The sequence below is a fragment of the Monashia sp. NPDC004114 genome (genome assembly GCF_053603855.1).
Window position 1 is genome coordinate 60,260 of sequence record NZ_JBSGGK010000003.1, and the last position, 21,758, is coordinate 82,017.

Consider the following 21,758-nt stretch of genomic DNA (forward strand, 5'->3'; position numbering starts at 1 on the left):
GTCACTCCGGAGTGAGGCGGAAGCCGTCACCGTCGGGCTCCTCGAGGATCTCGTAGGCGTCCTCGGTCACGTTGAGCCGAATGCGAACGACATTCGTGTTGTCCGCTCTCGCCCTGATCTCTTCGGCTCCGACGATGACCTCGACCGAGGGCGACACCATCCGTTTGCTGTCGAACAGCTGGTTCAAGGACGCGGCGGCGGACTCGGGGAAACCCTGCAGGTCGGGGGCCATCGCGGCGCCCTTCGCCGATGCTTTCACCGTGTCGACCGCAGCGTCGGCGACCCTGGTCGCCACACCCTGCGGAGTGAGCAACCGGTGCTCGCCCTCGGCGAAGACCCTGTCCACCGCATCCACTGCTGCCGCGATCACGCTTGCGCTGTCGGGGCGAGGCAGCCTCAGACGCGATTCCGTCAGGGCACTCCGGACCGCCTTGGTCACCTCACCGGCAGTGGGCTTGGCGACCGACCAGCCCATGGCCTTCTCCTCGCCGACACCGACGTCCGCAATGAGCAGTGGAAGGTCGACGACCACCTCAGGCAGCCGAATGCGAGGGATGGACAGGAGCTTCATGACCGGGTCCGAGCTGTAGGCGCGCGCGATCCTCACTGCCTCGAGATCCGCCGCGGCCCGCGCCTGGGCCACATTGGACAGCAGCGCTCCGATGACCTCCCCAAGAGACGGCATGTCAGCCCACGTCGGGACGGCTCAGGCTTCGACCGCAGCAGGCGCCTTGACCGGCTGAGCCTTGATGGCATCCTCCAAGATGCCGAGCAGCTTCTCCATCCCCGCAGGCATCTCGTCCTGCGTCGCCCTGATGTGCACGGCCATCGAGTACGTTCGGTCGACCTTCGTGCCCGTCTGGGTGTTCTTCTGGTAGGAGGTGGACACCTTCAGGTTGACCGACGCGACCGCGAAGAGCGGCGGGTACTTGACCGTGGTGTCGAGAGAGGCGTCGAACTTGAAGGTCTCGTCCGTCTTGACCTCTTCGACCGAGTTGATCTTGGCGTTGAAGTCGATCGTGGTCTCTTCGATCCGGATGAACGGGATCGGCAACATGGTGAGGATCGGCACCTCGAGATGCATCGTCTGGAACTGGGCCGGCTGGGCAGCCGTCGCGGCCTGGAACACCGCTGTCGCCGTCGCCGAGCTGCCACCAGGTGACGCTTGGATCGTGATGCTCGGAGCTGCCGTGTAGCCGGTCCCGGGGTCGGTGATCGCGACCGAGGCGACCGCTCCCCCCGCACCGAGCTGCGCGGTCAGGGCCAGGCCGGAGCCGCCGCCACCGCTTGCGGTGACCGTGGGTGCGGTGGTGTAGCCGCTGCCACCGTCCGTGACCTGGATGGCGCTGACCCGCGCAGCCACCGCGGGCTGGTAGGGCGCGACCTCTTTCGGATACTTGAACGATACATAAATTGGATCGCCGGTCTGCGCCTTGGTCGGGTCGTCCGCACTCCCGGGTTTGAACCCCACCGCCTTGATGAAGTTCACCGAGCTCATAGCGGCTTGTGCCTGTGCATCGACGACGGCAATGAGGGGCCCGCCGAGCATCGAACGGAAGTCGATCGACGAGAGCTCTCGCCCTGGTTCACTTGCCATGAATTCCCCCTGAATCACTGTGTGGCTTGCTTCTCGCTGCAACAATCAACGTTACGGCGCTCGGATCCATGCGTCTGAAGAACAGGAAGAAATGACATGGCAGAAATCGAAGGATCCGTGGGACAGGGCGGTGACAACCTCGAGCGTGACGTGCGCACGGTGCAGGACCTGCTCAACCGGCAGGACCTGACACCCCTTCGGTCCTTGTCGGTGGATGGCCGTTCCGGACCGCGCACCATCGAGGCGATCCGGCATTTCCAGACGCGGAGCCTCGGGATCCAGAGCCCCGACGGCCGGGTCGACCCGGACAGCAGGACGCTCCGGGCGCTGAGCTCAGGGCCCGGGACCAGGGGAACGGGTGAGAACACCGAGACGAGGGCGGCCGACCGTCAGATGCGTGCCGAGCGGGTCGACTCCCGGGTGCAGGAGACGGCGGTGACGACCCGCATCATCGACAACTTGATCCCACGCTTCGGTTCGTTGCGGGCGAAGATCATCGGCGGGTACCTCTCTGACTCAGACCAGTTCTGGAAGGTCAACTACCACTGGGAGTACCTGCTCCAGATGGCGGAGCACGCCCTCACACTCCCCCTCGACAGGCAGGACCGCGACGACGTGCAGAACATCCGCTCGAACCTCGTCGCCTGCGCCCCAGACCCGTCGTCGGGTTACACGTCAAGCCCGGTAGGCAAGCCCGAGGACCGCTCGAGCGCGGAGGACGCCCTCCGGCGCTACGAGGTGTTGCGCGGCGCCAAGGAGAGCTTCGGCCGGGTCACGGCGCGGGCGAACCTCAAGGAGAAGAGCAAGAAGAGCCCGACCACATTCGACCTTGCTGCCGCCCCGGTTGCCTCTCCGGGCAAGAGCAAGCACGGTTCGGGCTATGCGCTTGACATCGAGGGAGACAACAGCGGCATCAAGTCTCTGTGCCAGGGACTCGGAGCGACGTTGGTATTCGACGAAAAGAGCCATGTGCACGTCGAGTTCAAGAACGGGCTCGGTCGATAGGACTCAGAAACCACTCCAGTCCCGGAAGGCCACATCGCTACCACCGGAAATGCGTGACCTTTCAATTAGTGCGGGAAATGCGCACCGGATCAGAAACACCCGACATCCGGTCGCAGGTCCGGTCGCCATCGGTGCTGCTATGGCGACGCCTACGGCGACCTGACTTGCGATGTGACGGGGCGCCCACTCGACGAGAAGGGGCGCCCACTCGACGAGAAGGGGCGCTCACTCGACGTGGGGGGTGAAGCGCCGGAGGCGGAGACTGTTCGACACGACGAAGACCGAGCTGAACGCCATCGCGGCGCCGGCGATCATCGGGTTGAGCAGGCCCGCCGCCGCCAGCGGAAGCGCGGCGATGTTGTACGCGAAGGCCCAGAACAGGTTGCCCTTGATCGTAGCCAGCGTCCGGCGCGAGAGCCCGATCGCGTCGGCGGCCACGCGCAGGTCGCCACGGACCAGCGTCAGGTCGCTCGCCTCGATCGCCACGTCGGTGCCGGTGCCCATCGCGAGCCCGAGGTCGGCCTGGGCCAGGGCTGCGGCGTCGTTGACGCCATCCCCGACCACGGCCACGACGAGACCCTGTGCCTGCAAGCCCTTGACGACGTCCACCTTCTCCGAGGGAAGCACCTCGGCGATGACGTGGTGGGTCTCGATCCCGACCTCTGCGGCCACGGCACGAGCGGCACGCTCGTTGTCGCCGGTCAGCAGCACCGGCCGCAGCCCGAGCGCCTTGAGCTCCGACACGGCGCGCGCCGACGTCGGCTTCACCTCGTCGCTGACGACCAGGACACCGCGAGCCGCACCGTCCCAGGCGACGACGACCGCCGTGCGACCGGCGGCCTGAGCTTCGTCGACGGCCTGCTCCAGCTCGGCCGGAAGCGCCACCGCCCAGTCCGCGACGAACCCCGGACGGCCCACGACGACCGCCATCCCGGCGCCTGCGGCCGCACCGTCCGTCGCGCCCACGCCGGCCGGCGCAGACACGACCCCCTGGACGCCGAGACCGTCGGTGCTCGCGAAGCCATTCACAGCCGGCAGCGACCCGAACCGGGCCCGGGCATCCGTGGCGATGGCCGCCGCGATCGGGTGCTCGGACGCGTCCTCGACCGCCCCCGCGAGACGCAGCACGTCGTCGGCCTGCTCACCGTCCGCCGCCACCACTGACTGCAGGACCATCCGGCCCGTCGTCACGGTCCCGGTCTTGTCGAGCACGATCGTGTCGACCCGGCGGGTCGACTCGAGCACCTCGGGGCCCTTGATGAGGATGCCGAGCTGGGCGCCGCGCCCCGTGCCGACCATCAGAGCCGTCGGGGTCGCGAGGCCTAGTGCGCACGGGCAGGCGATGATGAGCACGGCGACGGCAGCGGTGAAGGCCGCCGATGCACCGGCCCCGGTTCCGATCCAGTAGCCGAGAGTCGCCACCGCGAGCGCGATGACGATCGGCACGAAGATGCCGGAGATGCGGTCGGCCAGGCGCTGCACGGGCGCCTTGCCGTTCTGGGCGTCCTCGACGAGCCGGGCCATCTGCGCCAGCTGGGTGTCCGCCCCGACGCGGGTCGCCCGGACGACGAGTCGGCCCCCGGCGTTGACGGTCGACCCGACGACGGCATCGCCGGGACCCACCTCGACCGGCACCGACTCGCCCGTGAGCATCGAGGCGTCCACCGCCGAGGTGCCCTCCTCGACGACGCCGTCGGTCGCGATCTTCTCGCCGGGCCGGACGACGAACCGCATGTCGACCGTGAGCGAGCCCACCGGCATACGCTCCTCGGTCGGTCCGTGCGGCCCGTCGCGCAACACCGAGACCTCCTTGGCGCCCATCTCGAGCAGGGCCCGGAGTGCGGCGCCGGCCCGGCGCTTGGAGCGTGCCTCGAAGTAGCGGCCCGCGAGGATGAACGTCGTCACGCCGGCCGCGGCCTCGAGATAGATGTTCCCCGAGCCGTCGGTGCGAGCGATGGTGAGCTCGAACGGGTGGGTCATGCCGGGCATCCCGGCCGTGCCCCAGAAGAGCGCGTAGACCGACCATCCCAGCGCGGCGATGGTGCCGAGCGAGACGAGCGTGTCCATGGTCGTGGTGCCGTGGCGCAGGTTGGTCCACGCCGCGCGGTGGAACGGCCAGCCGCCCCACACCACGACCGGGGCCGCGAGCGTGAGGGAGAGCCACTGCCAGCTGGTGAACTGCAGGGCCGGGACCATCGCCATGGCGATGACCGGGATGGTGAGCAGCGTCGACACCACGAGCCGCTGCCGGAGCGAGCGCACGTGCTCGTATGCCGCCTGGCCGGGCTCGTCGCTGCCGTGGCCGTCCGCGCGGCGCTCGGTCGCGCTGCGCTCGGCATCCTCGGGCGGCGAGGTGACGGGCGGGGGCACGGTCGCGCCGTATCCGGCCGCCTCGACGGTGCCCACGAGGTCGTGGAGCGACACGGTGCCGGGGAACTGGACCTTGGCCTTCTCCGTGGCGTAGTTGACCGTCGCCGTGACGCCCTCGAGCCGGTTGAGCTTGCGCTCGATGCGGTTCGCGCACGACGCGCAGGTCATGCCCGTGATCTCGAGCTCGACCGCGTCAGTTGCCGCGGGCAGGTCGAGTGGGCTGATCGCGGCCATCAGTGCCCTCCTCCGTGGCTGTCGCTGGGGGTCATGGGCGCCGGGCTACCTTGTGGCGCAGTGCCACTCGCGCGGACCACGAAGGACGCGGTGCGCACGACGCCCTCGTGCTGGAAGTCGAGGTGCAGCCGGTAGATGCCCGCGCTCGGCGCGGTGGTGTGGAAGACGACGTCCGGGCCGGGGCGGGTCTGCCCGTCGCCGGGCTCGCCGTCGGGATGCACATGCAGGTAGGCCAGGTCGCCGTCGCGGAGGGCGACGAGATGGCCGTAGGCGCCGAGGTAGGGATCGAGGTGGGTGACCGGCTTGCCGTCCTTGGTGACTGACAGGGTGAGCCGTGCGTCCGCGCCGGCGACGAGGTCGCCCGCGAGCGTGACGGCATACCCCTCGACGTATGCCGTCCGCGACGCGGCAGGGGTGGGCACCGGCTGGAAGTCGCCGGCCACCGACAGGTCCGCGCCCAGCGTCAGGGGCGACGCACCGGTGGCGGTGAAGTCGGCGAAGAGCCGCCACGTGCCCGGCCGTAGGTCGAGCCTGGTCGACCACGTGCCGTCGGCGGCCAGCGTCGGGTGGACGTGCTGGAAGCCGGACTGGTCGCGGCGCACGGCGATGAGGTGCAACTGCTTCTCGTGGGCGATGTCGAACGCCGTCACCGGCTTGCCGTCGGGGCCCGCGATCGTGAACGAGACGGGCACGCCGGCTCCGGCCGCGGCGGTGGGCGTCGCGAGCTTCAGCGCGTACCCCTCTTGGGCGACCGCGAGGCCGCCGGGCAGCTCGCTGGCGGGCTCGTTCGGAGAGCCCATGGATGGAGAGCCGTGTCCGTGGGCGTCGGCACCGGACTGGTCGTGACCCGCGGTCGCCGCGGTCATCGGGGTATCCGACCCGACGAGCGACCCGACGCCGAGTGCGACCGCGAAGACCGCAGCCAGCCCGACCGCGAACCCGGTGACCTTCGTCGTGGTCGACAGGTCGTCGATCCTCATGAGGCATCCGCCAGCGCGTAGCCGGCCTCCTCGACGGCGGCGCGGACCGACGCGGCATGGACCGGCGCGGTGCTCGTCACCGTGAGCTGCCCGGAGGCGAGGTCGACGACGACCTCGTGGACGCCCGGGATGGCCCCGACCTCCTCGGACACCGACGAGACGCAGTGCCCGCAGGTCATCCCGAGGACGGTGTAGGTGCTGGTCTGGCTCATGGTCGTGCCCCTTCGAGTCGGTGTGACGTACATCTCTTAATACCCCTAGGGGGTACCCTCGCTACCACCATAGCGCCTCCTCGACATACCCGCTAGGGGTATCCCTGGCTGGAGTCCTGTCGGTATGCCGGGTTCGGCGCGCGTCGCGCCTGGACTGATGAGCCAGTCCGGCGTGCGTCTCGCCTGGACCGACGAGCGAAGCGAGCGCCAGCGAGCGAGCCGAGGAGGGAAGGCGTGACGTCAAGGCGCGCCGGACCCGCGAGCGGAGCGAGCGCGAAGATATGGCGAGCGCCAGCGAGCGAGTCGAGGGTTCGGGGCGCGTCACGTCTGGACCGACGAGCGAAGCGAGCGCCAGCGAGCGAGTCGAGGAGGGAAGGCGTGACGTCAGGCAGCGCCGAACTGGCGAGCGGAGCGAGCCCAAAGATAGGGAAGGCGTGACGTTAAGGCGCGCCGGACACGGCGAGCGGAGCGAGCCCATGTGATGGTGGGGGGCTAACGTGCAGAGGCATGGCTCGCTCGCGCAAGGCACGTCTGGCCGACATCGACGACATCGCGCTCGCGTTGCCCGAGGTCACTCGCGACCCTCCGAGCGGCGGCCGGCCGTCGTACCAGGTCGGCGGCAAGGTGTTCGCCTTCGCGCGCGGCCCCCGCAAGGACGCCTTCGACCCCGAGACCGGCGAGCTCTACACCGACGTCCTCGCCTTCCAGTGCACCCCCGAGGACAAGCAGTCGATGGTCGCCGACGCGGACTCGCCGTGGTTCACCACGCCCCACTGGAACGGGTACAACGCCGTGCTGCTCCTGGAGCGCGACCTCGGCCGCCTCACCGTGGCCGTGCTGCGCGAGGTGATCACCGACGCCTGGCTGAGACGGGCACCGAAGCGGCTCGCCGCCCGCTACCTCGACGGCGAGCCATGACGGAGAAATACCCCGCCTGGGTATGATGTTGTCGTCCACGAGGAGGTGCCATGCCTGGATACACCGGCAGCAAGGACGACTACCTGAAGCGGCTACGCCGTATCGAGGGGCAGGTGCGCGGCGTGCAGAAGATGGTCGACAGCGACACCTACTGCATCGACATCCTGACCCAGGTCAGCGCGATCACCAAGGCGCTGCAGGCCGTGAGCCTCGGCCTGCTCGAGGACCACGTCTCGCACTGCGTGGTGGACGCTGCCCGCGAGTCTGACGAGGCGGCCCAGATCAAGGTCCGCGAGGCGGCCGACGCGATCGCTCGCCTCGTCCGGAGCTGAGCCGTCCCCGGCACCCCCGACCGACCGAGGAGGACCCATGACCGCAAGCACCCTGACCGAGATCACCGTCGCCGGGATGACGTGCGGGCACTGCACGGCCGCCGTGAGCGGGGAGCTGTCCGCGATCCCTGGCGTCACCGTCGTCATGGTCGACCTCCGCCCGGGGGCCGACTCTCCCGTGACCGTCACGAGCGAGGGGCCGCTCGACCCATCCGTCATCGAGGCCGCCGTCGCCGAGGCGGGCTACGCGCTCCGATGAGCAACGGCGAGGCGCCGGTCAACCCGCCCAGGCCTGAGGCAGCTGAGCCCTCAGGGCAGGTCCGCCTCGCGATCACCGGGATGACCTGTGCGTCCTGCTCGGCCCGGATCGAGCGCAAGCTCGCCAAGGTCGCGGGCGTCAGGTCGGCGACCGTCAACCTCGCGACGGAGAAGGCGTTCGTCAGCTACTTGCCCCCCGTCACCACCGACCAGATCGTCGCCGAGGTGGAGAAGACCGGCTACGGCGCCCGCGTCCTGGACGACACCGGAGCGGGCCACAAGCCGGCCGCCGGCGCTCTCCTCGAGAAGCTGCGGGCCTCCCACCAGGACCACCCGGGGCACGACACGCATGCCGGTCCTCAGCACCCCGACCACGACGCTGGGCACTCTGGGCACTCTGGGCATGCTGGGCAGGGGGCGAACCACCTCGAGCACCCGCTGGCGCAGACGTCTCTGCGTCCGCGCCTCCTGGTCGCGGTCGCGCTCACGGTGCCGCTGGTCGTGCTCGCCATGCTGCTGCCCGACCATCCCGTGAGCGCCTGGCTACAGCTCGCGCTCGCGACGCCCGTCGTCGTGTGGTGTGCCTGGCCGTTCCACCGCGCCGCGACCATCGCCGCGCGGCACGCCGGGTCCACGATGGACACCCTCGTCTCGCTCGGCGTGCTCGCGGCATACGGCTACTCCCTGGTCGAGCTCGTGACCCACCCCGGCGGAGGCGGGACCCTGTACTTCGAGGTGGCGGCTGTCGTCACGACGTTCCTGCTTCTGGGGCGGTCCCTCGAGGCGCGCGCGAGCGACTCCGGCAAGGAGGCTCTGCGCTCCCTCCTGGACCTGGGCGCCAAGGACGTCGCCGTGCTGCGCATCGACCCTCGGACCCGGACCACGAGCGAGCTGAGGATCCCGGTGGACCAGCTCGTCGTCGGCGACCAGTTCCTGGTGCGGCCCGGCGAGAAGATCGCCACCGACGGGATCGTCCTCGACGGCAACAGCGCGGTCGACGCCAGCCTGGTCACCGGCGAGTCGACGCCGGTCGACGTCACCCCGGGCGCCGAGGTGACGGGCGGCTCGGTCAACACCACGGGCCGGCTCGTCATCGAGGCCAGGCGGGTCGGGTCCGACACGATGCTGGCCGGCATCCAGCGGCTCGTCGAGCAGGCCCAGACCGGCAAGGCGGACGTGCAGCGCCTGGCCGACAGGGTGTCCGCGGTCTTCGTGCCGGCCGTCCTCGTCGTCGCGCTCGGCACCTTCGTCGCGTGGCTGCTCACCGGCCATGACCTGGCCCGCGCCCTCGCGGTCGCGGTGACCGTGCTCATCATCGCCTGCCCGTGCGCCCTCGGCCTCGCCACTCCGACCGCCCTGCTCGTCGGCACCAGCCGGGGCGCGCAGCTCGGCACCCTCATCAAGGGCCCGCAGGTCCTCGAGAACACCCGCCGCGTCGACACCGTGGTCCTCGACAAGACCGGCACCGTGACCACGGGCGAGCTCCGGCTCAGCAGCATCGCCGTGCTCGGCCGGCTGTCGAAGAGGGCCGCGCTCACCGCGGCCGCTGCGGTCGGGCAGGGCAGCGAGCACCCCATCGCCGACGCGATCGTCTCAGGGGCGGCCCTGGCTCAGATCGACCTGCCCCGCATCCGCGACTTCTCCGCCAACCCGGGCGAGGGCGCCAGCGCGAGGATCAAGGACACCGAGGTCACGGTCGGCAAGGCCGCACTGTTCGAGACCGTCGACGCCGAGCTCCTCGAGCACGCCGCTACGCACGCGGGGACGACGGTCTTCGTCGGGTGGGACGGCATCGCACGGGCGGCGCTCACCGTCGAGGACACCGTCCGCGACAGCTCGACGGCCGCGGTGCGGCGGCTGCGCGGCCTGGGTCTGACGCCCTACCTGCTCACCGGCGACGCGGCCGGCAACGCGCGGGGCGTCGCCGACGAGGTCGGGATCGACCCCGACAAGGTGCGCGCCGACGTGCTGCCCGCGGACAAGCACGAGGTGGTCAAGACACTGCAGGCCTCGGGACGCGTCGTGGCCATGGTGGGGGACGGGGTGAACGACGCCGCCGCGCTCGCACAGGCCGACCTCGGCCTCGCCATGGGCTCGGGCACCGACGTCGCGATGGACTCCGCCGACATCGTCCTCGTCCGGTCGGACCTCGACGCCGTCGGTGACGCCATCGGTCTGTCCCGGCAGACGCTGCGCGTGATCCGGCAGAACCTCGCGTGGGCCTTCGGGTACAACACCGCCGCCATCCCGCTGGCCGCGTTCGGCCTGCTCAACCCGATGATCGCGGGCGGGGCCATGGCCCTGTCGTCCGTTCTCGTCGTCACGAACTCACTGCGCCTCAAGCGCTACGGCCGCTGACGGCATACGTGGGAATGCCGGACGGCGGCCGTCCCACGTGGGGAGCGGCCGCCGTCCGGATGCGAGCGACAGGTGTCGGTTCAGATGGTGACCTTGCCGGCCGGGGTGTCGAAGGTGACCGAGAGCAGGCCCGGCGTGCCGTGCGGGGCGACGAACGTGAAGTCGATGCCGCCCTTGTCGAACGTGTCCTCCGGACCGAGCCACTCGCGCACCCGCTTGGGGTCGCCGGCGATCTGGAGGTTGTCGATCGAGACGGACGTGTCGGCACCGGCCGAAGGGTGGACCGTCATGTCGTCCCACTCGATGAAGTAGGGCACCTGCGGGTCGGCCATGAGGCCCTTGATGCCGAGCTGGCGCCACTTGAGCTCGGTGCCGTCCGGGCGGTGCCGGTTGCCGTCGACGGCGTCGCGGCCGAGGCGGCGCTCCACCTTGCTGATGTCGTCGACCGCGACGACCCAGCCGAGCCACCCGCCGCCGGCCTCTGACCGGGCCCGGACGGCCTGACCGAAGGGCGCCTTGTCGGAGGCCGGGTGGTCAAGCACCTCGACGACCTCGACATAGTGGTCCTTGGCCAGCGGGAAGATCACGTTGCGGGTGCCGAACCGGGGGTGCACACCGCCGTCGACGGGGGCCACGCCGATCAGCCTGGACAAGCGGTCGGCCGTGGCCTTCAGGCCTCCGGCCTCCGCTGCATACGACACATGGTCAACTCGCATACAGAACATCGTGACACACCCGATGGGGTGCTCTTGACCACCCCTCCCCTGCCCTGCTCGGCCCCCGCCTGTGGTCGAGTGAGCGCTCCGTCCCACGCATGACGGCGCACGCTGCGCTCAGGCGCGTGACTCGTGGGACGGAGCGCTCACTCGACCTGCGAGGTTCCGCTGGCGCACTGCCTCGTAGAGGACGATCGCTGCGGAGGCGGCCACGTTGAGGCTGTTCGCCTTGCCGTGCATGGGGATTCGAACCAGCTGGTCGGCTGCTGCAAGGAGCGTGGCGTCGGCGCCGTGCTTCTCGGCACCCACGGCGACGGCGACGCGCCCGGTCAGGTCGACGTCGGTGTGGAGCAGGTCCGTCTCCGGCGTGGTCACGATGAGCCGCACGTCGTGGGCCCTGAGCCAGTCGAGCGCCTCGGCCGTCGTGCCGCTCGCGACGGGCACCGCGAAGACCGTTCCCTTGCTCGCGCGCACGACGTTGGGGTTGCCCCAGTCGGTGACGGGGTCGGCGGCGACGACCGCGTCGACGCCGGCCGCGTCGGCGGTCCGCAGCATCGCCCCGAGGTTGCCGGGCTTCTCGACGCCCTGGGACAGCAGCGTCAGATGGTCGGGCCCGTCGACCTGAAGGTCGGCCACCGGGCCGCCGACGGCCCGGACCACCGCGAGCAGGCCGTCGGGGCCCTCGCGGTAGGACACCTTCTCGAATGCCGGTCGAGCCAGGTGCACGATCTCGACCCGGTCGGCGCGCAGCCGGTCGATCAGGTCGGCCTGCTGGCCGATGTGCTGCGAGCCGGCCCGCCCAGCGACGCTGAAGAGCTCCTCACAGACGTAGACCGCGACCGGCCGCACCCCCGCGGACAGCGCGAGACCGATCTCCTCGTAACCCTCGACGAGGGTCTGCGCGGTCTCCTCACGCGTGCGACGACGACGCAGCGACAGCAGTCCCTTGAGGCGCGGGTTGGACGCAGAGGTGATGCTGAGCTCGCGAGCGGGGGGCGTCGTCATGGCAGGCCCAGCATCGCACCCCTTGGGAGTGTCGGGGGTGTCTCCTAGCGTGGACCCACGGGCAGGCGCCGCTCGCAGGGCCTGCCGGAGCCCACCCGAGCGCACCCAAGCAGGAGGATCTCGTGACTTCGCTCAGCGACCGGCCCAACACCGCGCTGCTCGTCGTCGACGTGCAGAACGATGTCGTCGGCAACGCGTGGAACCGCGACGGCGTCATCGCCAACATCAACACCCTCGTCGACAAGGCACGCGCGCAGAACGTCCCCGTCATCTGGGTCCAGCACTCCGACGAGGGTATGCCGCAGGGCTCGCCGGGGTGGGAGTACGTCGCCGAGCTCACCCGGCTGGCCGACGAGCCCCTGGTCCACAAGGAGTACAACGACTCGTTCGAGGACACGGATCTCGAGGAGCGCCTCGCCGAGCGCAAGGTCGGCCGCCTGGTCGTCACCGGCGCGCAGACCGACGCCTGCATCCGCTCGACGCTGCACGGCGCCCTCGTGCGCGGGTACGACGCGACCCTCGTCGGCGACGCCCACACGACGGAGGACCTCCGCCCGTGGGGCATCCCGGTCAGCCCCGACCAGGTCGTCGCACACACGAACGCCTACTGGTCGGAGTCCAAGGCCAAGGGCCGCAAGGGTGGCACGGTCCCCACCGCGGAGGTGGACTTCTCCGCCGAGGCCTGACGGGGGCTCCCGGGCTGGTGCGGTCCTCGGCCCAACCCACCCCGCTGGGGGTGGACGCGAACCACCCGGCCCGGTGGCAGCGTCGTCTGCATCGTCCAAAGGCACGGCGGGAGGAAAGTCATGACCGATGCACTAGTAGGGCCGATCGACTATCTGGCGGTGGAGTTCCCGGCGGCCAGGCTCGAAGGCAAGGCGATGCAGGCCATCGTCGATCTGGTGGAGGCCGGGATCATCCGCGTCCTCGACATGCGGGCTGCGGTCGTCGACGCCGACGGCGTCATGAGCGCCGTGGCGCTCACCGATCTCGACGGCGACGGGATCCTCGACCTCGCGGTCTTCGAGGGCGTCGAGTCCGGGCTGCTCGGCGACGACGACCTCCAGGAGTCGGCCTCGCTCATCGCGCCGGGCAACGGCGTCGGCCTCATCGTGTACGAGAACACGTGGGCGGGGCCGTTCGTCGCCGCGCTGCGTGAGGTGGGCGCGGAGGTCATCTCCAGCGGCCGCATCCCGGCCACCGAGGTCCTCGACGCGCTCGACCAGCTCGAGGCCGCCGAGGGAGCCTCCGGGGCCGGCCAACCGGAACCGGTCTGAACCAACCCGCGATCGAGTGGAACACGAGAGGAACTGACATGGGCCTGATAGGTGGAATGGCACGCACGGCTGTCGTCGCGGGCACGGCGACCGCCGTCTCGAACCGCGTCTCCCGGCGCCAGGCAGGTCGCTGGGCTGCACAGGACCAGCAGCAGTACGAGCACGAGCAGTACCAGCAGCAGCAGGCACAGCAGCAGTACCAGCAGCAGTACGCCCCACCGCCTCCGCCGCCGCCTGCCCCTGCGGCACCCGCCGGCAGCGGGACCGACGACATGATCGCCCAGCTGGAGAAGCTCGGGCAGCTCAAGGCGGCGGGCATCCTCACCGACGCCGAGTTCGAGGCCCAGAAGGCGAAGCTGCTCGCCGGCTGACCACCGCTGACCACCGCACTGTCCGGTTGACCGCCGGTTCGTCCGGCTGGTCGTTCACCCCCAGCGGGTGAGTGCGGTCCCGACCGCGCCAGAAGTGCTGCGCACCCGGCGTCCCCCTGGTTACCGTGCCAGGAGGACGCCGGGTCACGCATGTCTGGGGTCGTGCATCGGGAGGGTCACGTGGATCGATCCACACCGTCGAGCTCGCTGGTTCAGCGCGGGCGCTTCGACTCGCCTTTCTTCAGGTCCAAGTTCCGCGTGCCGTCGACGCCGGACCACTTCGTCACGCGCCCGCGCCTGACCGAGCTGCTCGAGGAGCTCGCCGACCTTCCGGTCACCGCCCTGGTCGCACCGGCGGGAGCCGGCAAGACCGCGCTGGCCGCCGACTGGGTGCGTCGCGGCGCGCGCCGTGCCGTCTGGCTCGCCCTCGATGACGCCGACGGGGAGCCGGCCCAGTTCTGGGCCTCGATGATGACCGCCCTCGACGGGCTGGCGGCGGGAGTGGCCGACCGGGCGCTGCCGCTGGTGCGCAGGACCCATGGCCTCGAGGACGCCCTGCGCGTGCTGGGTGAGGATCTCGAGCTCGCGGACCCGCCTTCGGCGGTGCTCGTCATCGACGATCTGCACCATCTGGGCGAGGACGCGGTGAGCCGGGCCACACTCGTCTCGTTCGTGGAGCACCGACCGCCGTGGCTGCACCTGATGCTGCTCAGCCGGCACCACCTGGCCCTGCCCGTGGACCGCTTGCGGGCTCGCGGCGAGCTCGCCGACATCGCCTTCGACGTCCTGCGCTTCTCGGACACCGAGGCCACCGAGATGCTGACCGGCCTGTGCCCGTCGGTGCCGCCCGAAGTCCTCTCGGAGGTCGCCGACCGCTCGGGCGGGTGGGCAGCTGCCCTGCAGCTGGCGGCCCTGGCCATCCGGGTGAACCGCGTGCCGCAGAGCACCGACGCATCGGACAGGTCGGCCCTCGCGCCGGGCTCGGACCGGCTGATCGACCACTACGTCTGGCACGAGGTGCTCGAGGGCGAGCACGAGGAGATGATCGACCTACTCCTTCGCATCTCGGTCGTCGACCGGGTCAACTTCGGTCTCGCCGAGGCACTGAGTGGTCGCAGCGATGCCGGCGACCTGCTCATGGAGGCGGAGTCGAGGGGTCTGTTCGTCACCAGCCTCGACGCTGGCGGCTGGTTCGAGGTGCACAGCCTGGTCCGCGAGATGCTGCTCGCCGAGCTGGGGCGCCGCTGGCCGGAGCGGCTGCTCGAGCAGCACGCCCGTGCGGCGCACTGGTTCGAGAGCGTCGGCGACGAGCCGGCAGCGCTCGAGCAGTGGCTCGAGGCCGGCGAGCCGCGACAGGCCCTGCGCCTGCTGTCCGACATCGCGGTCAGCCTGGTCGACGCGGGCCGCAGGTCGGTCGTCCGCCGGGTCGTGGCAGACATCCCCCCGGAGGTGTCGAGCGCGGACCTGGACTCGATGGTGCGGTTCGCCTGGTGCCAGCTGATGGTCGACCGTCGCGGATTCCTCGACGCTCTCGCCCGGGCCGAGCTCGCCGCGAGGGTACGCACGCCCGGCGATGCCGACTCGGTCGACAGCGCCGGAGCGGGCGCCATCGAGGTCCTCCAGTCGGCTGCCGCCCTCGTCAACGGCGACTGGCGGGCCGGAGAGGACGCCGCCCGCGACGCCCTCGCGGCATTCGGCACCGAAGCGCTCGGACACCCGCTCGGCCGCTTCGCGTGGGGGCTGGTCGCGCACGGGATCGCCCTCGACGAACGGTGGGACGACGACGGCCCCGAGGTCGGCGAGGTGCGGGTCCAGGTCGGAGCGGACCCGGAGCGCCGGCTGGCCCACGAAGGGGCCAGGGCGGTCGGCCTCGTCCTCGCCGGCCACCCGCTCGACTCGCTGCGCGTCGCTGCCGGCATCCGGCACGTCACCCAGGCCGGGGACCGGGCCTCGCTGCGCACCGAGCTCGACCTCGCCGGCGCCATCGCGGCGCGCGAGCTCGGGGACCGCGAGCGCGCCGAGTCGGCCCTGCACGCGCTGGCCGACCAGCCGGCATACCCGAGCACCTACGTCCAGGTCCTGGCGCTCCTCGAGCTCGTGGCCGCGCGGGTCGCCGACGACGACCTCGCGGCGGCCGACGCGCTGTTCCAGCGCGGTCGCGAGCTGTGCCAGGAGCAGTTCGCCGGGGCGGGCGCGATGACGTGGCTGGCCGGCGCAGGGGCCGCGCTCGCGCTGGCCGGGGATGACGTCGATGCCGCCGAGCACTGGGCGGAGCGGGTCGGCGACCCCTTCTGGGGGCCGGTCTGGGCTGCCCGCATCGACACCGCGCGCGGGAGGTATGCCGCGGCGACCGACGCGCTCGAGACCGCCGTTCCGCGGTGTGCCCGGCACCGCGTGGTGCGTGGCCTGGTCCTCGCGCGTGCCACGGTCGACGACCGCGAGCGGGCCCTCAAGGCCGTCGAGGAGGCCATCGAGCTCGCGGCGGAGCATGGCATGCTTCGCACCGTCGCGTCCGAGGCCAGCGGCCTCGTCGACCTCGTCGAGCTCTCGGCCTGGCGGGTGCCGGACGGGTGGATGGATCGGTTCCGGCGGGCGGTCGTGCTCGGGCACGAGGAGGCGGCGACCCCGTTGCCACGCCTCGTCGAGGGGCTCACGGACCGCGAGCGCGACGTGCTGCGCCTGTTGCCGAGCCGGCTGACCCTGCGTGAGATCGCCTCGGAGCTGTTCGTCTCGCAGAACACGCTGAAGTTCCACCTGCGCGTCATCTACCGCAAGCTCGGCGTCAACTCCCGGGCCGAGGCGGTCGAGCAGGCGCGGCGGCTCCGGTTGCTGTCGTGGGGCAGCGGGTCAAGCGGGCCGGCCGGCTCGGCGGGGTCGCAGGGCAGCACCTCAGCCACCCTGCGCGCCCATGGCAGGCACCTGCGCTAGGACCCGACGATCTTGGCCTGCTGACGCTCGAACTCCTCCTCCGACAGCAGGCCGCGGTCGACCAGGTCGAGCAGCTCCCGCACCTGGTCGACACGACTGGGCACGGGGGACGGAGCCGCGTCGTCGCGACGGTCGAGGTCCGGCGCATCACGCAGCAGGTCGGCGTGACGACGACGCGACGTGCCGCTCCCGGCGTCCATCAGACCTCCTCGTTCTCGAGGTCGAAGCGCGCGTGCGATCGACGCGACTGCTCGAGACGGTGCCGCGGGATGCGCTCGCCGCCGAGGATCTGGCCGCCGCTCGTCCGCGCGGCGTCCGCGAGCTGTTGAGCCCAGCGGTCCTCGGCCACGACGATGAGCGCCGACGATCCCGCCGGCATACCCCGGCACGCGAGAGCGATGTCGTCGTCGCTGAGCAACCCGGCCGCGCCCAGGCCGCTCCCGTCGGCGCCGTGCAGGCGCCGCAACCCCGGCAGATACTCCGGCTCGACGACCGACACCCGCCCGGCGAGGTCGGAGGTCACGCCGACGACGTCGAGAATCCTGATCTGGGACGTGTCGACGAGGCGCTTGAGGGCGTCGGCCACGGGGACCGCCGAGGAGAGCTCCGGCAGCGCGACGACCACGTACTCCACCAGGTCCAGATCTGGCGCGTTGTCTGGTGTGGTGTCTGGTGTGTCCCGGGCCGGCGAGCCCCGCCCCTCGTCGCCTGTCATCGCAAACCTCCAGACAATGCAGGCGGCGCGCAGAGGGTTGCACGAGCCGCTCGTCGAGCCGTCCTGCCCTGAGCTCCGTCGGTTAGTGGCGCCATGCTGTCCGCTCGGCGGGTAGTCGCACACCACCCTCACCGGGGTAGGCGACCCCTCCTGGCCCTGAGGCCCCTGGGGCCTTGACACGATCCTGACATCGGCGTGATGTGCCTGGGTCCGCGCGTCACTACGCTCGCACCGTGTCCACCGACCGGCCGGGTCCGGCCTCACAGCAGCGTGGCCTCGTGCTCGTCGCCGAGGACGAGCCCGCGATCGCGGACGTCCTTCGCCTCAACCTGCGCGCAGCCGGCTACGGCGTCGAGGTCGTCGCCGACGGTCAGGCCGCTCTCGAGGCCGTGCACGACCTTCGCCCGAGCGCAGTCGTGCTCGACATCGGCCTGCCGACGCTCGACGGGATCGAGGTGTGCCGTCGCCTGCGCGGCAGCGGTGACTGGACGCCCGTGCTCTTCGTGACGGCTCGCGACGACGAGATCGACCGGATCCTCGGCATCGAGCTCGGAGCCGACGACTACATCACCAAGCCGTTCTCTCCGAGGGAGCTGGTAGCCCGGCTCGGCGGGGTGCTGCGACGCGTCCGGGGTGACGCGGTGGTTCCCGAGGTGCTCAGGCACGGACCGCTGCGCGTCGACCTCGCCAGCCACGAGGTCCGTGTGGCCGGACGCGCGGTGGCGCTGACCGCGACCGAGTTCGACCTGCTCGTCCACCTGATGCGCCGTCCCGGCGTCGTCTTCACCAGGGAGCAGCTGCTCAGCGATGTCTGGGGGTACGCCTCGACGGCCGGCGGCCGGACCGTGGACGTGCATGTGGCCCAGGTGCGCGCGAAGCTCGGAGACGCCAGCCCGATCCGCACCGTGCGTTCGGTCGGGTATGCCGCCGAGCGCGCTCACCGGGACGACGCGGAGCAGGGCTGATGGCGTCGCGAGGCTCCCTCTCGAGCCGGATCACCCTGCTCGCGGTGGGGATCGCGATCCTCACCGCGCTGCTCGCCGGGGCGCTCGCAGTCGGGCTGACCCGGTCACCGGCTGACGCGTCGGCGCGCGGCACCCTGTCGCGGATCGCGGACGGAGCCGCGGTGCGCGCGGACACGGGCGCAGCGGCCCTGGTGTCCCAGGCCCGGGCGGTGCGGACCCTTCGGGTGCTGGGGATCGAGTCGGCAAGCGTCGGAAGGGGCGGCGCGGTCACGTCGACGAGCGCCCTCGCGCGGCTGGCCCTCACCCCGGCGCGACAGCGGGCCCTGCTCGCGGGCCATCCGGTTTCGGCCCGCGACGACCTCGAGGGGGCCCGGGTCCTCGTCGAGGGTCGCCCGACGGATGCAGGCGGCATCCTGCTCGTGCAGCGCCAGTCGGACGCGACCGCCGAGTCCGACCTGCTCGTCCGGCGGGTCCTGCTCGCCCTGGCGATCGCGGCGGTCGTCGCGGTCGTCGTCAGCGCCGCGGTCGCGCGGCGCCTCTCTGGCCCGCTGCGGCGGACTGCGGACGCCGCGCACGCCCTCGCTGCCGGACGGCGCGACGTGGCGGTCCCGGTGGAGGGACCTCACGAGGTCGCCGAGGTCGCGAGCGCCCTCAACACCCTGACCGGCTCGCTGTCGAGGTCGGAGGGCCGCCAGCGCGACTTCCTCCTGTCGGTGTCGCACGACCTGCGCACGCCCCTGACGGGGATCAGCGGGTATGCCGAGTCGCTCGCGAGCGGGGTCGTGCCGCCAGAGGACGCCCCACGGGTCGGCGCGGTGGTGCTCACCGAGGCCAAGCGCCTCGAACGGCTGGTCGGCGACCTGCTCGACCTGGCCCGTCTGGGCTCCGACCAGCCGAGTCTCACCCCTGAGCGGGTGGACCTGGTGGCCCTCGGCGGTGAGCTGGCTGACGTGTGGTCGCGGCGATGCGGTGCGGTCGGCGTTCCCTTCTCGTACGTCCACGGCGTGTCGGAGGCCTGGACGACGACCGACCCCGCGCGGGTCCGCCAGCTCGTCGACGGCTTGCTGGAGAACGCGCTGCGGGTCACGCCGTCGGGGCGCCCGATCGTGGTCGAGATCCGGGTGGACGGCTCCGGCTCGGCCGTCGCGGCCGTCGTCGAGGTGCGTGACGGCGGACCGGGCCTGACCGACGACGACATCGCGGTGGCCTTCGAGCCGTCCGTGCTCCACGACCGCTACCGCGGCATCCGGCCCGTCGGGACCGGGCTGGGCCTGGCCATCGTCGGGCGCCTGGCGACCCTGCTCGGCGGCACCGTCGAGGCCGGCCACGCCGCCGAGGGCGGCGCCCGGTTCACGCTCCGCCTCCCCACCCCCGCGCCCACCTCCGCGTCCACCTCCGCGTCCACCTCCGCGTCCACCTCCGGGCCCACCTCCGGGTCGATGTACTACCGCGTCGAATAGGCCGCGCTGATACATCGACCGGGAGTGGACTGGGCGGTGGAGGGCGGCCCCTCCGCCGCGACCGGCCCGTCTCCGGTCGCGGCGGGAAGCCACCCTCAGCTCGTCGCGCTAGGGGAGGAAGAGCTCGACGGCCGGGGCGTCCCACTGTGGAAGACGATGAGACGGGCCGCGGGGTTCGTCGCGCCGACGCCGGTGACGAGGGCCTTGTCGCCCACCGTGACGGCGTCGATGGTCGCGGCCGACCCCCTGCCTGCCACCCGCACCCTGACCTTCGTGTCGGGGGTGACGGCGTAGGTGAGGGTGAAGCCGTCCTTGGCCTTGACCGAGATCGACGTGCTCGACACCCCGGTGACCTGGCCGCGCACGGCCTGGTGCGTGACCGTCCCGTTCGCGCCCTCGGTGACCCACGTGGCGTGCAGGGCGCGAAGCATCCGCGCGCGCAGGCCGACACGGTCGGCCGCACCCACATCAGGCCCGCCGCTCTGGGTCGGGACCTCCGTCGCGGCGGCGACGAGGTCGATCGTGTCGCCGTCGGCGCCGGCCTGCTGCGCCTGCGCCTGCCCCAGGTCAGGGTCCCCCGGCGCCGGCTTGGCGCAGCCGCCCAACGTGACCGCCGCGGCGCCGAGCACCAGCGCGCTCATCGCGGTGGCGGTGGCCCTTCTGATCGTCATGACTGCCTCCCGGCTGCTTCGTCCATGGCTCCAGCCTGGCCCAGCGAGGTCAACGGACGGCACGAGGAGTGTTCGGATCGTGTTCGGCCCGAGGGGACGTCACTCCTCGCCGGCAGCGCGGCGACGCAGCAGGGCCTTCTCGGCGTCGTTCTGCGCCATCTCGGCGGCTTTGGCGAACTCCGCGCGCGCCTCCTCGTCGCGACCGAGCTTGCGCAGCAGGTCTCCTCGGACGCTCGGCAGCAGGTGGTAGTCGGCCAGCGCCTGCGACTCGACCAGTCCGTCGACGACCTCGAGAGCGGGAGCCGGGCCAACGGCATACGACATCGCGACCGCGCGGTTGAGCTCGATGACCGGGGAGGGGCGGACCTCGCCCAGGCGCCCGTAGAGCGTGACGATCTGGCCCCAGTCGGTCGCCTCGGGGGTGCGCGCCCGCGCGTGACACGCGGCGATCGCCGCTTGCAGGACGTACGGCCCCGCCGCGGCGCCGCTGGTGGAGCCGGCATCCGGCATGCCGCTCAGCTCGGTCGCGCGGTCGAGCGCGGCGAGCGCGTGGCGGATGAGCGCCCAGTCCCACCTCGTGCGGTCCTGGTCGAGCAGCAGGACGGGCTCGCCGTCCCGTCCGATCCGAGCTCGGGTGCGCGAAGCCTGGATCTCCATGAGGGCGAGCAGGCCGAGGACCTCGGGCTCCTTGGGCGCCAGGGCGGACAGCACCCGGCCGAGCCTGATGGCCTCCTCCATGAGGTCGCCGCGCACCCAGTCGCGTCCCGACGTCGCGGCATACCCCTCGTTGAAGATGAGGTAGACCACCTCGAGGACGGACGCGAACCGAGGCCCGAGGTCGGCGCCCGAGGGCACCTCGATCGTGACGCCGTCCTGGCTGAGCGTCTTCTTCGCGCGGGAGATCCGCTGCCCGATCGTGGTCTCGGACGTCAGGAAGGCGCGGGCGATCTCGCGCGTCGTGAGACCGCCGATCATCCTCAGCGTCAAGGAGATTCGCGCCTGAGCCGTGAGGACGGGGTGACAGGCGGCGAAGATCAGGCCGAGGACGTCGTCATCGATGTCCTCGAGCGCTGCGTCGAAGTCGGCCTCGGCGAGGTCCGCCACCCGCAGCTCCTCGGCGTGGCCCACCTGCTGCAGCTTGCTCGCGAGGTTGACGTCCCGCCTGATCCGGTCGATGGCGCGGCGTCGGGCGGTAGAGGTGAGCCACGCTCCGGGCTTGCCGGGTATGCCGTCGCGGGGCCACTGCTCCAGCGCCTGGACGAAGGCGTCCTGTGCGAGGTCCTCCGCGAGGCCGACGTCGCCCACGAGCCGGGCGACCACGGCCGTCACCTTGGCAGCCTCCATGCGCCAGACCGCCTCGAGCGTGCGGCGGACGTCGTCGGCATG

22 protein-coding genes are annotated in these 21,758 nt (G+C 71.5%); 11 read left to right on the forward strand and 11 right to left on the reverse strand.

The genetic code is table 11. The features are described 5' to 3' along the window. Position 1: 1 nt before the first annotated feature. Positions 2-685, reverse strand: coding sequence for a hypothetical protein (locus tag ACWEOW_RS05130; protein WP_452268086.1), 684 nt, complete (start codon positions 683-685; stop codon positions 2-4). A gap of 21 nt (positions 686-706) precedes the next feature. Further along, a complete protein-coding gene (locus ACWEOW_RS05135; protein ID WP_452268087.1) occupies positions 707-1,597 on the reverse strand; it encodes a DUF2589 domain-containing protein in 891 nt (296 codons plus the stop codon). A 96-nt stretch (positions 1,598-1,693) separates the two neighbouring features. On the opposite strand from ACWEOW_RS05135, the gene ACWEOW_RS05140 reads away from it, so the two are divergent. Next, positions 1,694-2,602, forward strand: coding sequence for a peptidoglycan-binding domain-containing protein (locus ACWEOW_RS05140; protein ID WP_452268088.1), 909 nt, complete (start codon positions 1,694-1,696; stop codon positions 2,600-2,602). Between the two features lie 225 nt (positions 2,603-2,827). Here ACWEOW_RS05140 and ACWEOW_RS05145 read toward each other — a convergent pair whose 3' ends face one another. The 3 genes from ACWEOW_RS05145 to ACWEOW_RS05155 are packed head-to-tail and all read right to left on the reverse strand — an operon-like array spanning position 2,828 to position 6,398. Continuing rightward, complete coding sequence (locus ACWEOW_RS05145; protein WP_452268089.1) at positions 2,828-5,206, reverse strand: heavy metal translocating P-type ATPase; 2,379 nt, start codon at positions 5,204-5,206, stop codon at positions 2,828-2,830. Beyond that, positions 5,206-6,186 (reverse strand): hypothetical protein, encoded by a 981-nt coding sequence (locus ACWEOW_RS05150; protein ID WP_452268090.1) that lies wholly within the window; start codon positions 6,184-6,186, stop codon positions 5,206-5,208. Before ACWEOW_RS05150 ends, ACWEOW_RS05145 begins: the two co-directional genes overlap by 1 nt. Beyond that, a complete protein-coding gene (locus ACWEOW_RS05155) occupies positions 6,183-6,398 on the reverse strand; it encodes a heavy-metal-associated domain-containing protein (RefSeq protein WP_452268091.1) in 216 nt (71 codons plus the stop codon). The genes ACWEOW_RS05150 and ACWEOW_RS05155 overlap by 4 nt, the downstream gene beginning before the upstream one ends. A 507-nt stretch (positions 6,399-6,905) precedes the next feature. On the opposite strand from ACWEOW_RS05155, the gene ACWEOW_RS05160 reads away from it, so the two are divergent. From ACWEOW_RS05160 to ACWEOW_RS05175, 4 genes are read left to right on the forward strand one after another with little or no spacing between them, the layout of a single operon-like run. Next, the gene (locus tag ACWEOW_RS05160; RefSeq protein WP_452268092.1) at positions 6,906-7,316 is read left to right on the forward strand and encodes an MmcQ/YjbR family DNA-binding protein; all 411 of its coding nucleotides are present in this window, start codon (positions 6,906-6,908) and stop codon (positions 7,314-7,316) included. A gap of 50 nt (positions 7,317-7,366) precedes the next feature. Beyond that, entirely contained in the window at positions 7,367-7,648 is a 282-nt protein-coding gene (locus tag ACWEOW_RS05165) for a metal-sensitive transcriptional regulator (RefSeq protein ID WP_452268093.1), read from the forward strand. 37 nt (positions 7,649-7,685) lie between these two features. Further along, a complete protein-coding gene (locus ACWEOW_RS05170) occupies positions 7,686-7,907 on the forward strand; it encodes a heavy-metal-associated domain-containing protein (protein ID WP_452268094.1) in 222 nt (73 codons plus the stop codon). Beyond that, complete coding sequence (locus tag ACWEOW_RS05175) at positions 7,904-10,264, forward strand: heavy metal translocating P-type ATPase (protein WP_452268095.1); 2,361 nt, start codon at positions 7,904-7,906, stop codon at positions 10,262-10,264. Before ACWEOW_RS05170 ends, ACWEOW_RS05175 begins: the two co-directional genes overlap by 4 nt. 80 nt (positions 10,265-10,344) lie before the next feature. Here the strand turns inward: ACWEOW_RS05175 and ACWEOW_RS05180 are convergent, their stop codons facing one another. Both ACWEOW_RS05180 and ACWEOW_RS05185 read right to left on the reverse strand, forming a co-directional pair. Further along, positions 10,345-10,980, reverse strand: a complete 636-nt coding sequence (locus ACWEOW_RS05180; protein ID WP_452268096.1) for a VOC family protein — start codon at positions 10,978-10,980, stop codon at positions 10,345-10,347. Between the two features lie 117 nt (positions 10,981-11,097). Next, positions 11,098-11,985 (reverse strand): TrmH family RNA methyltransferase, encoded by an 888-nt coding sequence (locus tag ACWEOW_RS05185; RefSeq protein WP_452268097.1) that lies wholly within the window; start codon positions 11,983-11,985, stop codon positions 11,098-11,100. Positions 11,986-12,107: 122 nt separating this feature from the next. Between ACWEOW_RS05185 and ACWEOW_RS05190 the strand changes: the two genes are divergently transcribed. The 4 genes from ACWEOW_RS05190 to ACWEOW_RS05205 all read left to right on the forward strand — a co-directional run bounded on the left by ACWEOW_RS05190 (position 12,108) and on the right by ACWEOW_RS05205 (position 16,561). Then, entirely contained in the window at positions 12,108-12,671 is a 564-nt protein-coding gene (locus tag ACWEOW_RS05190) for a cysteine hydrolase family protein (protein ID WP_452268098.1), read from the forward strand. Between the two features lie 120 nt (positions 12,672-12,791). Then, on the forward strand, positions 12,792-13,262 hold the full coding sequence (locus ACWEOW_RS05195) for a DUF6325 family protein (RefSeq protein ID WP_452268099.1): 471 nt from the start codon (positions 12,792-12,794) through the stop codon (positions 13,260-13,262). Between the two features lie 56 nt (positions 13,263-13,318). Further along, positions 13,319-13,633 carry an SHOCT domain-containing protein gene (locus tag ACWEOW_RS05200; protein ID WP_452268100.1) on the forward strand — a complete coding sequence of 105 codons (315 nt, stop codon included), beginning with the start codon at positions 13,319-13,321 and terminating at the stop codon, positions 13,631-13,633. Positions 13,634-13,813: 180 nt separating this feature from the next. Continuing rightward, complete coding sequence (locus tag ACWEOW_RS05205; protein WP_452268101.1) at positions 13,814-16,561, forward strand: LuxR C-terminal-related transcriptional regulator; 2,748 nt, start codon at positions 13,814-13,816, stop codon at positions 16,559-16,561. Here ACWEOW_RS05205 and ACWEOW_RS05210 read toward each other — a convergent pair. After that, positions 16,558-16,761, reverse strand: coding sequence for a hypothetical protein (locus tag ACWEOW_RS05210; RefSeq protein WP_452268102.1), 204 nt, complete (start codon positions 16,759-16,761; stop codon positions 16,558-16,560). The two genes, ACWEOW_RS05205 and ACWEOW_RS05210, sit on opposite strands and share 4 nt — an antisense overlap. Next, complete coding sequence (locus ACWEOW_RS05215; RefSeq protein ID WP_452268103.1) at positions 16,761-17,276, reverse strand: DUF6325 family protein; 516 nt, start codon at positions 17,274-17,276, stop codon at positions 16,761-16,763. Before ACWEOW_RS05215 ends, ACWEOW_RS05210 begins: the two co-directional genes overlap by 1 nt. Before the next feature lie 233 nt (positions 17,277-17,509). Here ACWEOW_RS05215 and ACWEOW_RS05220 point away from each other — a divergent pair, with 233 nt between their 5' ends. Continuing rightward, entirely contained in the window at positions 17,510-18,241 is a 732-nt protein-coding gene (locus ACWEOW_RS05220) for a response regulator transcription factor (RefSeq protein ID WP_452268104.1), read from the forward strand. Then, positions 18,241-19,701: a sensor histidine kinase gene (locus ACWEOW_RS05225; RefSeq protein WP_452268105.1), complete on the forward strand. Its 1,461-nt coding sequence runs from the start codon at positions 18,241-18,243 to the stop codon at positions 19,699-19,701. Before ACWEOW_RS05220 ends, ACWEOW_RS05225 begins: the two co-directional genes overlap by 1 nt. A 95-nt stretch (positions 19,702-19,796) precedes the next feature. Here the strand turns inward: ACWEOW_RS05225 and ACWEOW_RS05230 are convergent, their stop codons facing one another. Both ACWEOW_RS05230 and ACWEOW_RS05235 read right to left on the reverse strand, forming a co-directional pair. Beyond that, the gene (locus ACWEOW_RS05230; RefSeq protein ID WP_452268106.1) at positions 19,797-20,372 is read right to left on the reverse strand and encodes a hypothetical protein; all 576 of its coding nucleotides are present in this window, start codon (positions 20,370-20,372) and stop codon (positions 19,797-19,799) included. A 99-nt stretch (positions 20,373-20,471) separates the two neighbouring features. Next, positions 20,472-21,716, reverse strand: a complete 1,245-nt coding sequence (locus ACWEOW_RS05235; RefSeq protein ID WP_452268430.1) for an RNA polymerase sigma factor — start codon at positions 21,714-21,716, stop codon at positions 20,472-20,474. Positions 21,717-21,758 lie beyond the last annotated feature (42 nt).

Excerpts from the sequence above, each read along its gene's own strand:
- ACWEOW_RS05130 (WP_452268086.1), bottom strand. The coding sequence starts at position 685 with ATGCCGTCTCTTGGGGAGGTCATCGGAGCGCTGCTGTCCAATGTGGCC.
- ACWEOW_RS05135 (WP_452268087.1), bottom strand. The coding sequence starts at position 1,597 with ATGGCAAGTGAACCAGGGCGAGAGCTCTCGTCGATCGACTTCCGTTCG.
- ACWEOW_RS05140 (WP_452268088.1), top strand. The coding sequence starts at position 1,694 with ATGGCAGAAATCGAAGGATCCGTGGGACAGGGCGGTGACAACCTCGAG.
- ACWEOW_RS05145 (WP_452268089.1), bottom strand. The coding sequence starts at position 5,206 with ATGGCCGCGATCAGCCCACTCGACCTGCCCGCGGCAACTGACGCGGTC.
- ACWEOW_RS05150 (WP_452268090.1), bottom strand. The coding sequence starts at position 6,186 with ATGAGGATCGACGACCTGTCGACCACGACGAAGGTCACCGGGTTCGCG.
- ACWEOW_RS05155 (WP_452268091.1), bottom strand. The coding sequence starts at position 6,398 with ATGAGCCAGACCAGCACCTACACCGTCCTCGGGATGACCTGCGGGCAC.
- ACWEOW_RS05160 (WP_452268092.1), top strand. The coding sequence starts at position 6,906 with ATGGCTCGCTCGCGCAAGGCACGTCTGGCCGACATCGACGACATCGCG.
- ACWEOW_RS05165 (WP_452268093.1), top strand. The coding sequence starts at position 7,367 with ATGCCTGGATACACCGGCAGCAAGGACGACTACCTGAAGCGGCTACGC.
- ACWEOW_RS05170 (WP_452268094.1), top strand. The coding sequence starts at position 7,686 with ATGACCGCAAGCACCCTGACCGAGATCACCGTCGCCGGGATGACGTGC.
- ACWEOW_RS05175 (WP_452268095.1), top strand. The coding sequence starts at position 7,904 with ATGAGCAACGGCGAGGCGCCGGTCAACCCGCCCAGGCCTGAGGCAGCT.
- ACWEOW_RS05180 (WP_452268096.1), bottom strand. The coding sequence starts at position 10,980 with ATGCGAGTTGACCATGTGTCGTATGCAGCGGAGGCCGGAGGCCTGAAG.
- ACWEOW_RS05185 (WP_452268097.1), bottom strand. The coding sequence starts at position 11,985 with ATGACGACGCCCCCCGCTCGCGAGCTCAGCATCACCTCTGCGTCCAAC.
- ACWEOW_RS05195 (WP_452268099.1), top strand. The coding sequence starts at position 12,792 with ATGACCGATGCACTAGTAGGGCCGATCGACTATCTGGCGGTGGAGTTC.
- ACWEOW_RS05200 (WP_452268100.1), top strand. The coding sequence starts at position 13,319 with ATGGCACGCACGGCTGTCGTCGCGGGCACGGCGACCGCCGTCTCGAAC.
- ACWEOW_RS05210 (WP_452268102.1), bottom strand. The coding sequence starts at position 16,761 with ATGGACGCCGGGAGCGGCACGTCGCGTCGTCGTCACGCCGACCTGCTG.
- ACWEOW_RS05215 (WP_452268103.1), bottom strand. The coding sequence starts at position 17,276 with ATGACAGGCGACGAGGGGCGGGGCTCGCCGGCCCGGGACACACCAGAC.
- ACWEOW_RS05225 (WP_452268105.1), top strand. The coding sequence starts at position 18,241 with ATGGCGTCGCGAGGCTCCCTCTCGAGCCGGATCACCCTGCTCGCGGTG.
- ACWEOW_RS05230 (WP_452268106.1), bottom strand. The coding sequence starts at position 20,372 with ATGACGATCAGAAGGGCCACCGCCACCGCGATGAGCGCGCTGGTGCTC.
- ACWEOW_RS05235 (WP_452268430.1), bottom strand. The coding sequence starts at position 21,716 with ATGGAGGCTGCCAAGGTGACGGCCGTGGTCGCCCGGCTCGTGGGCGAC.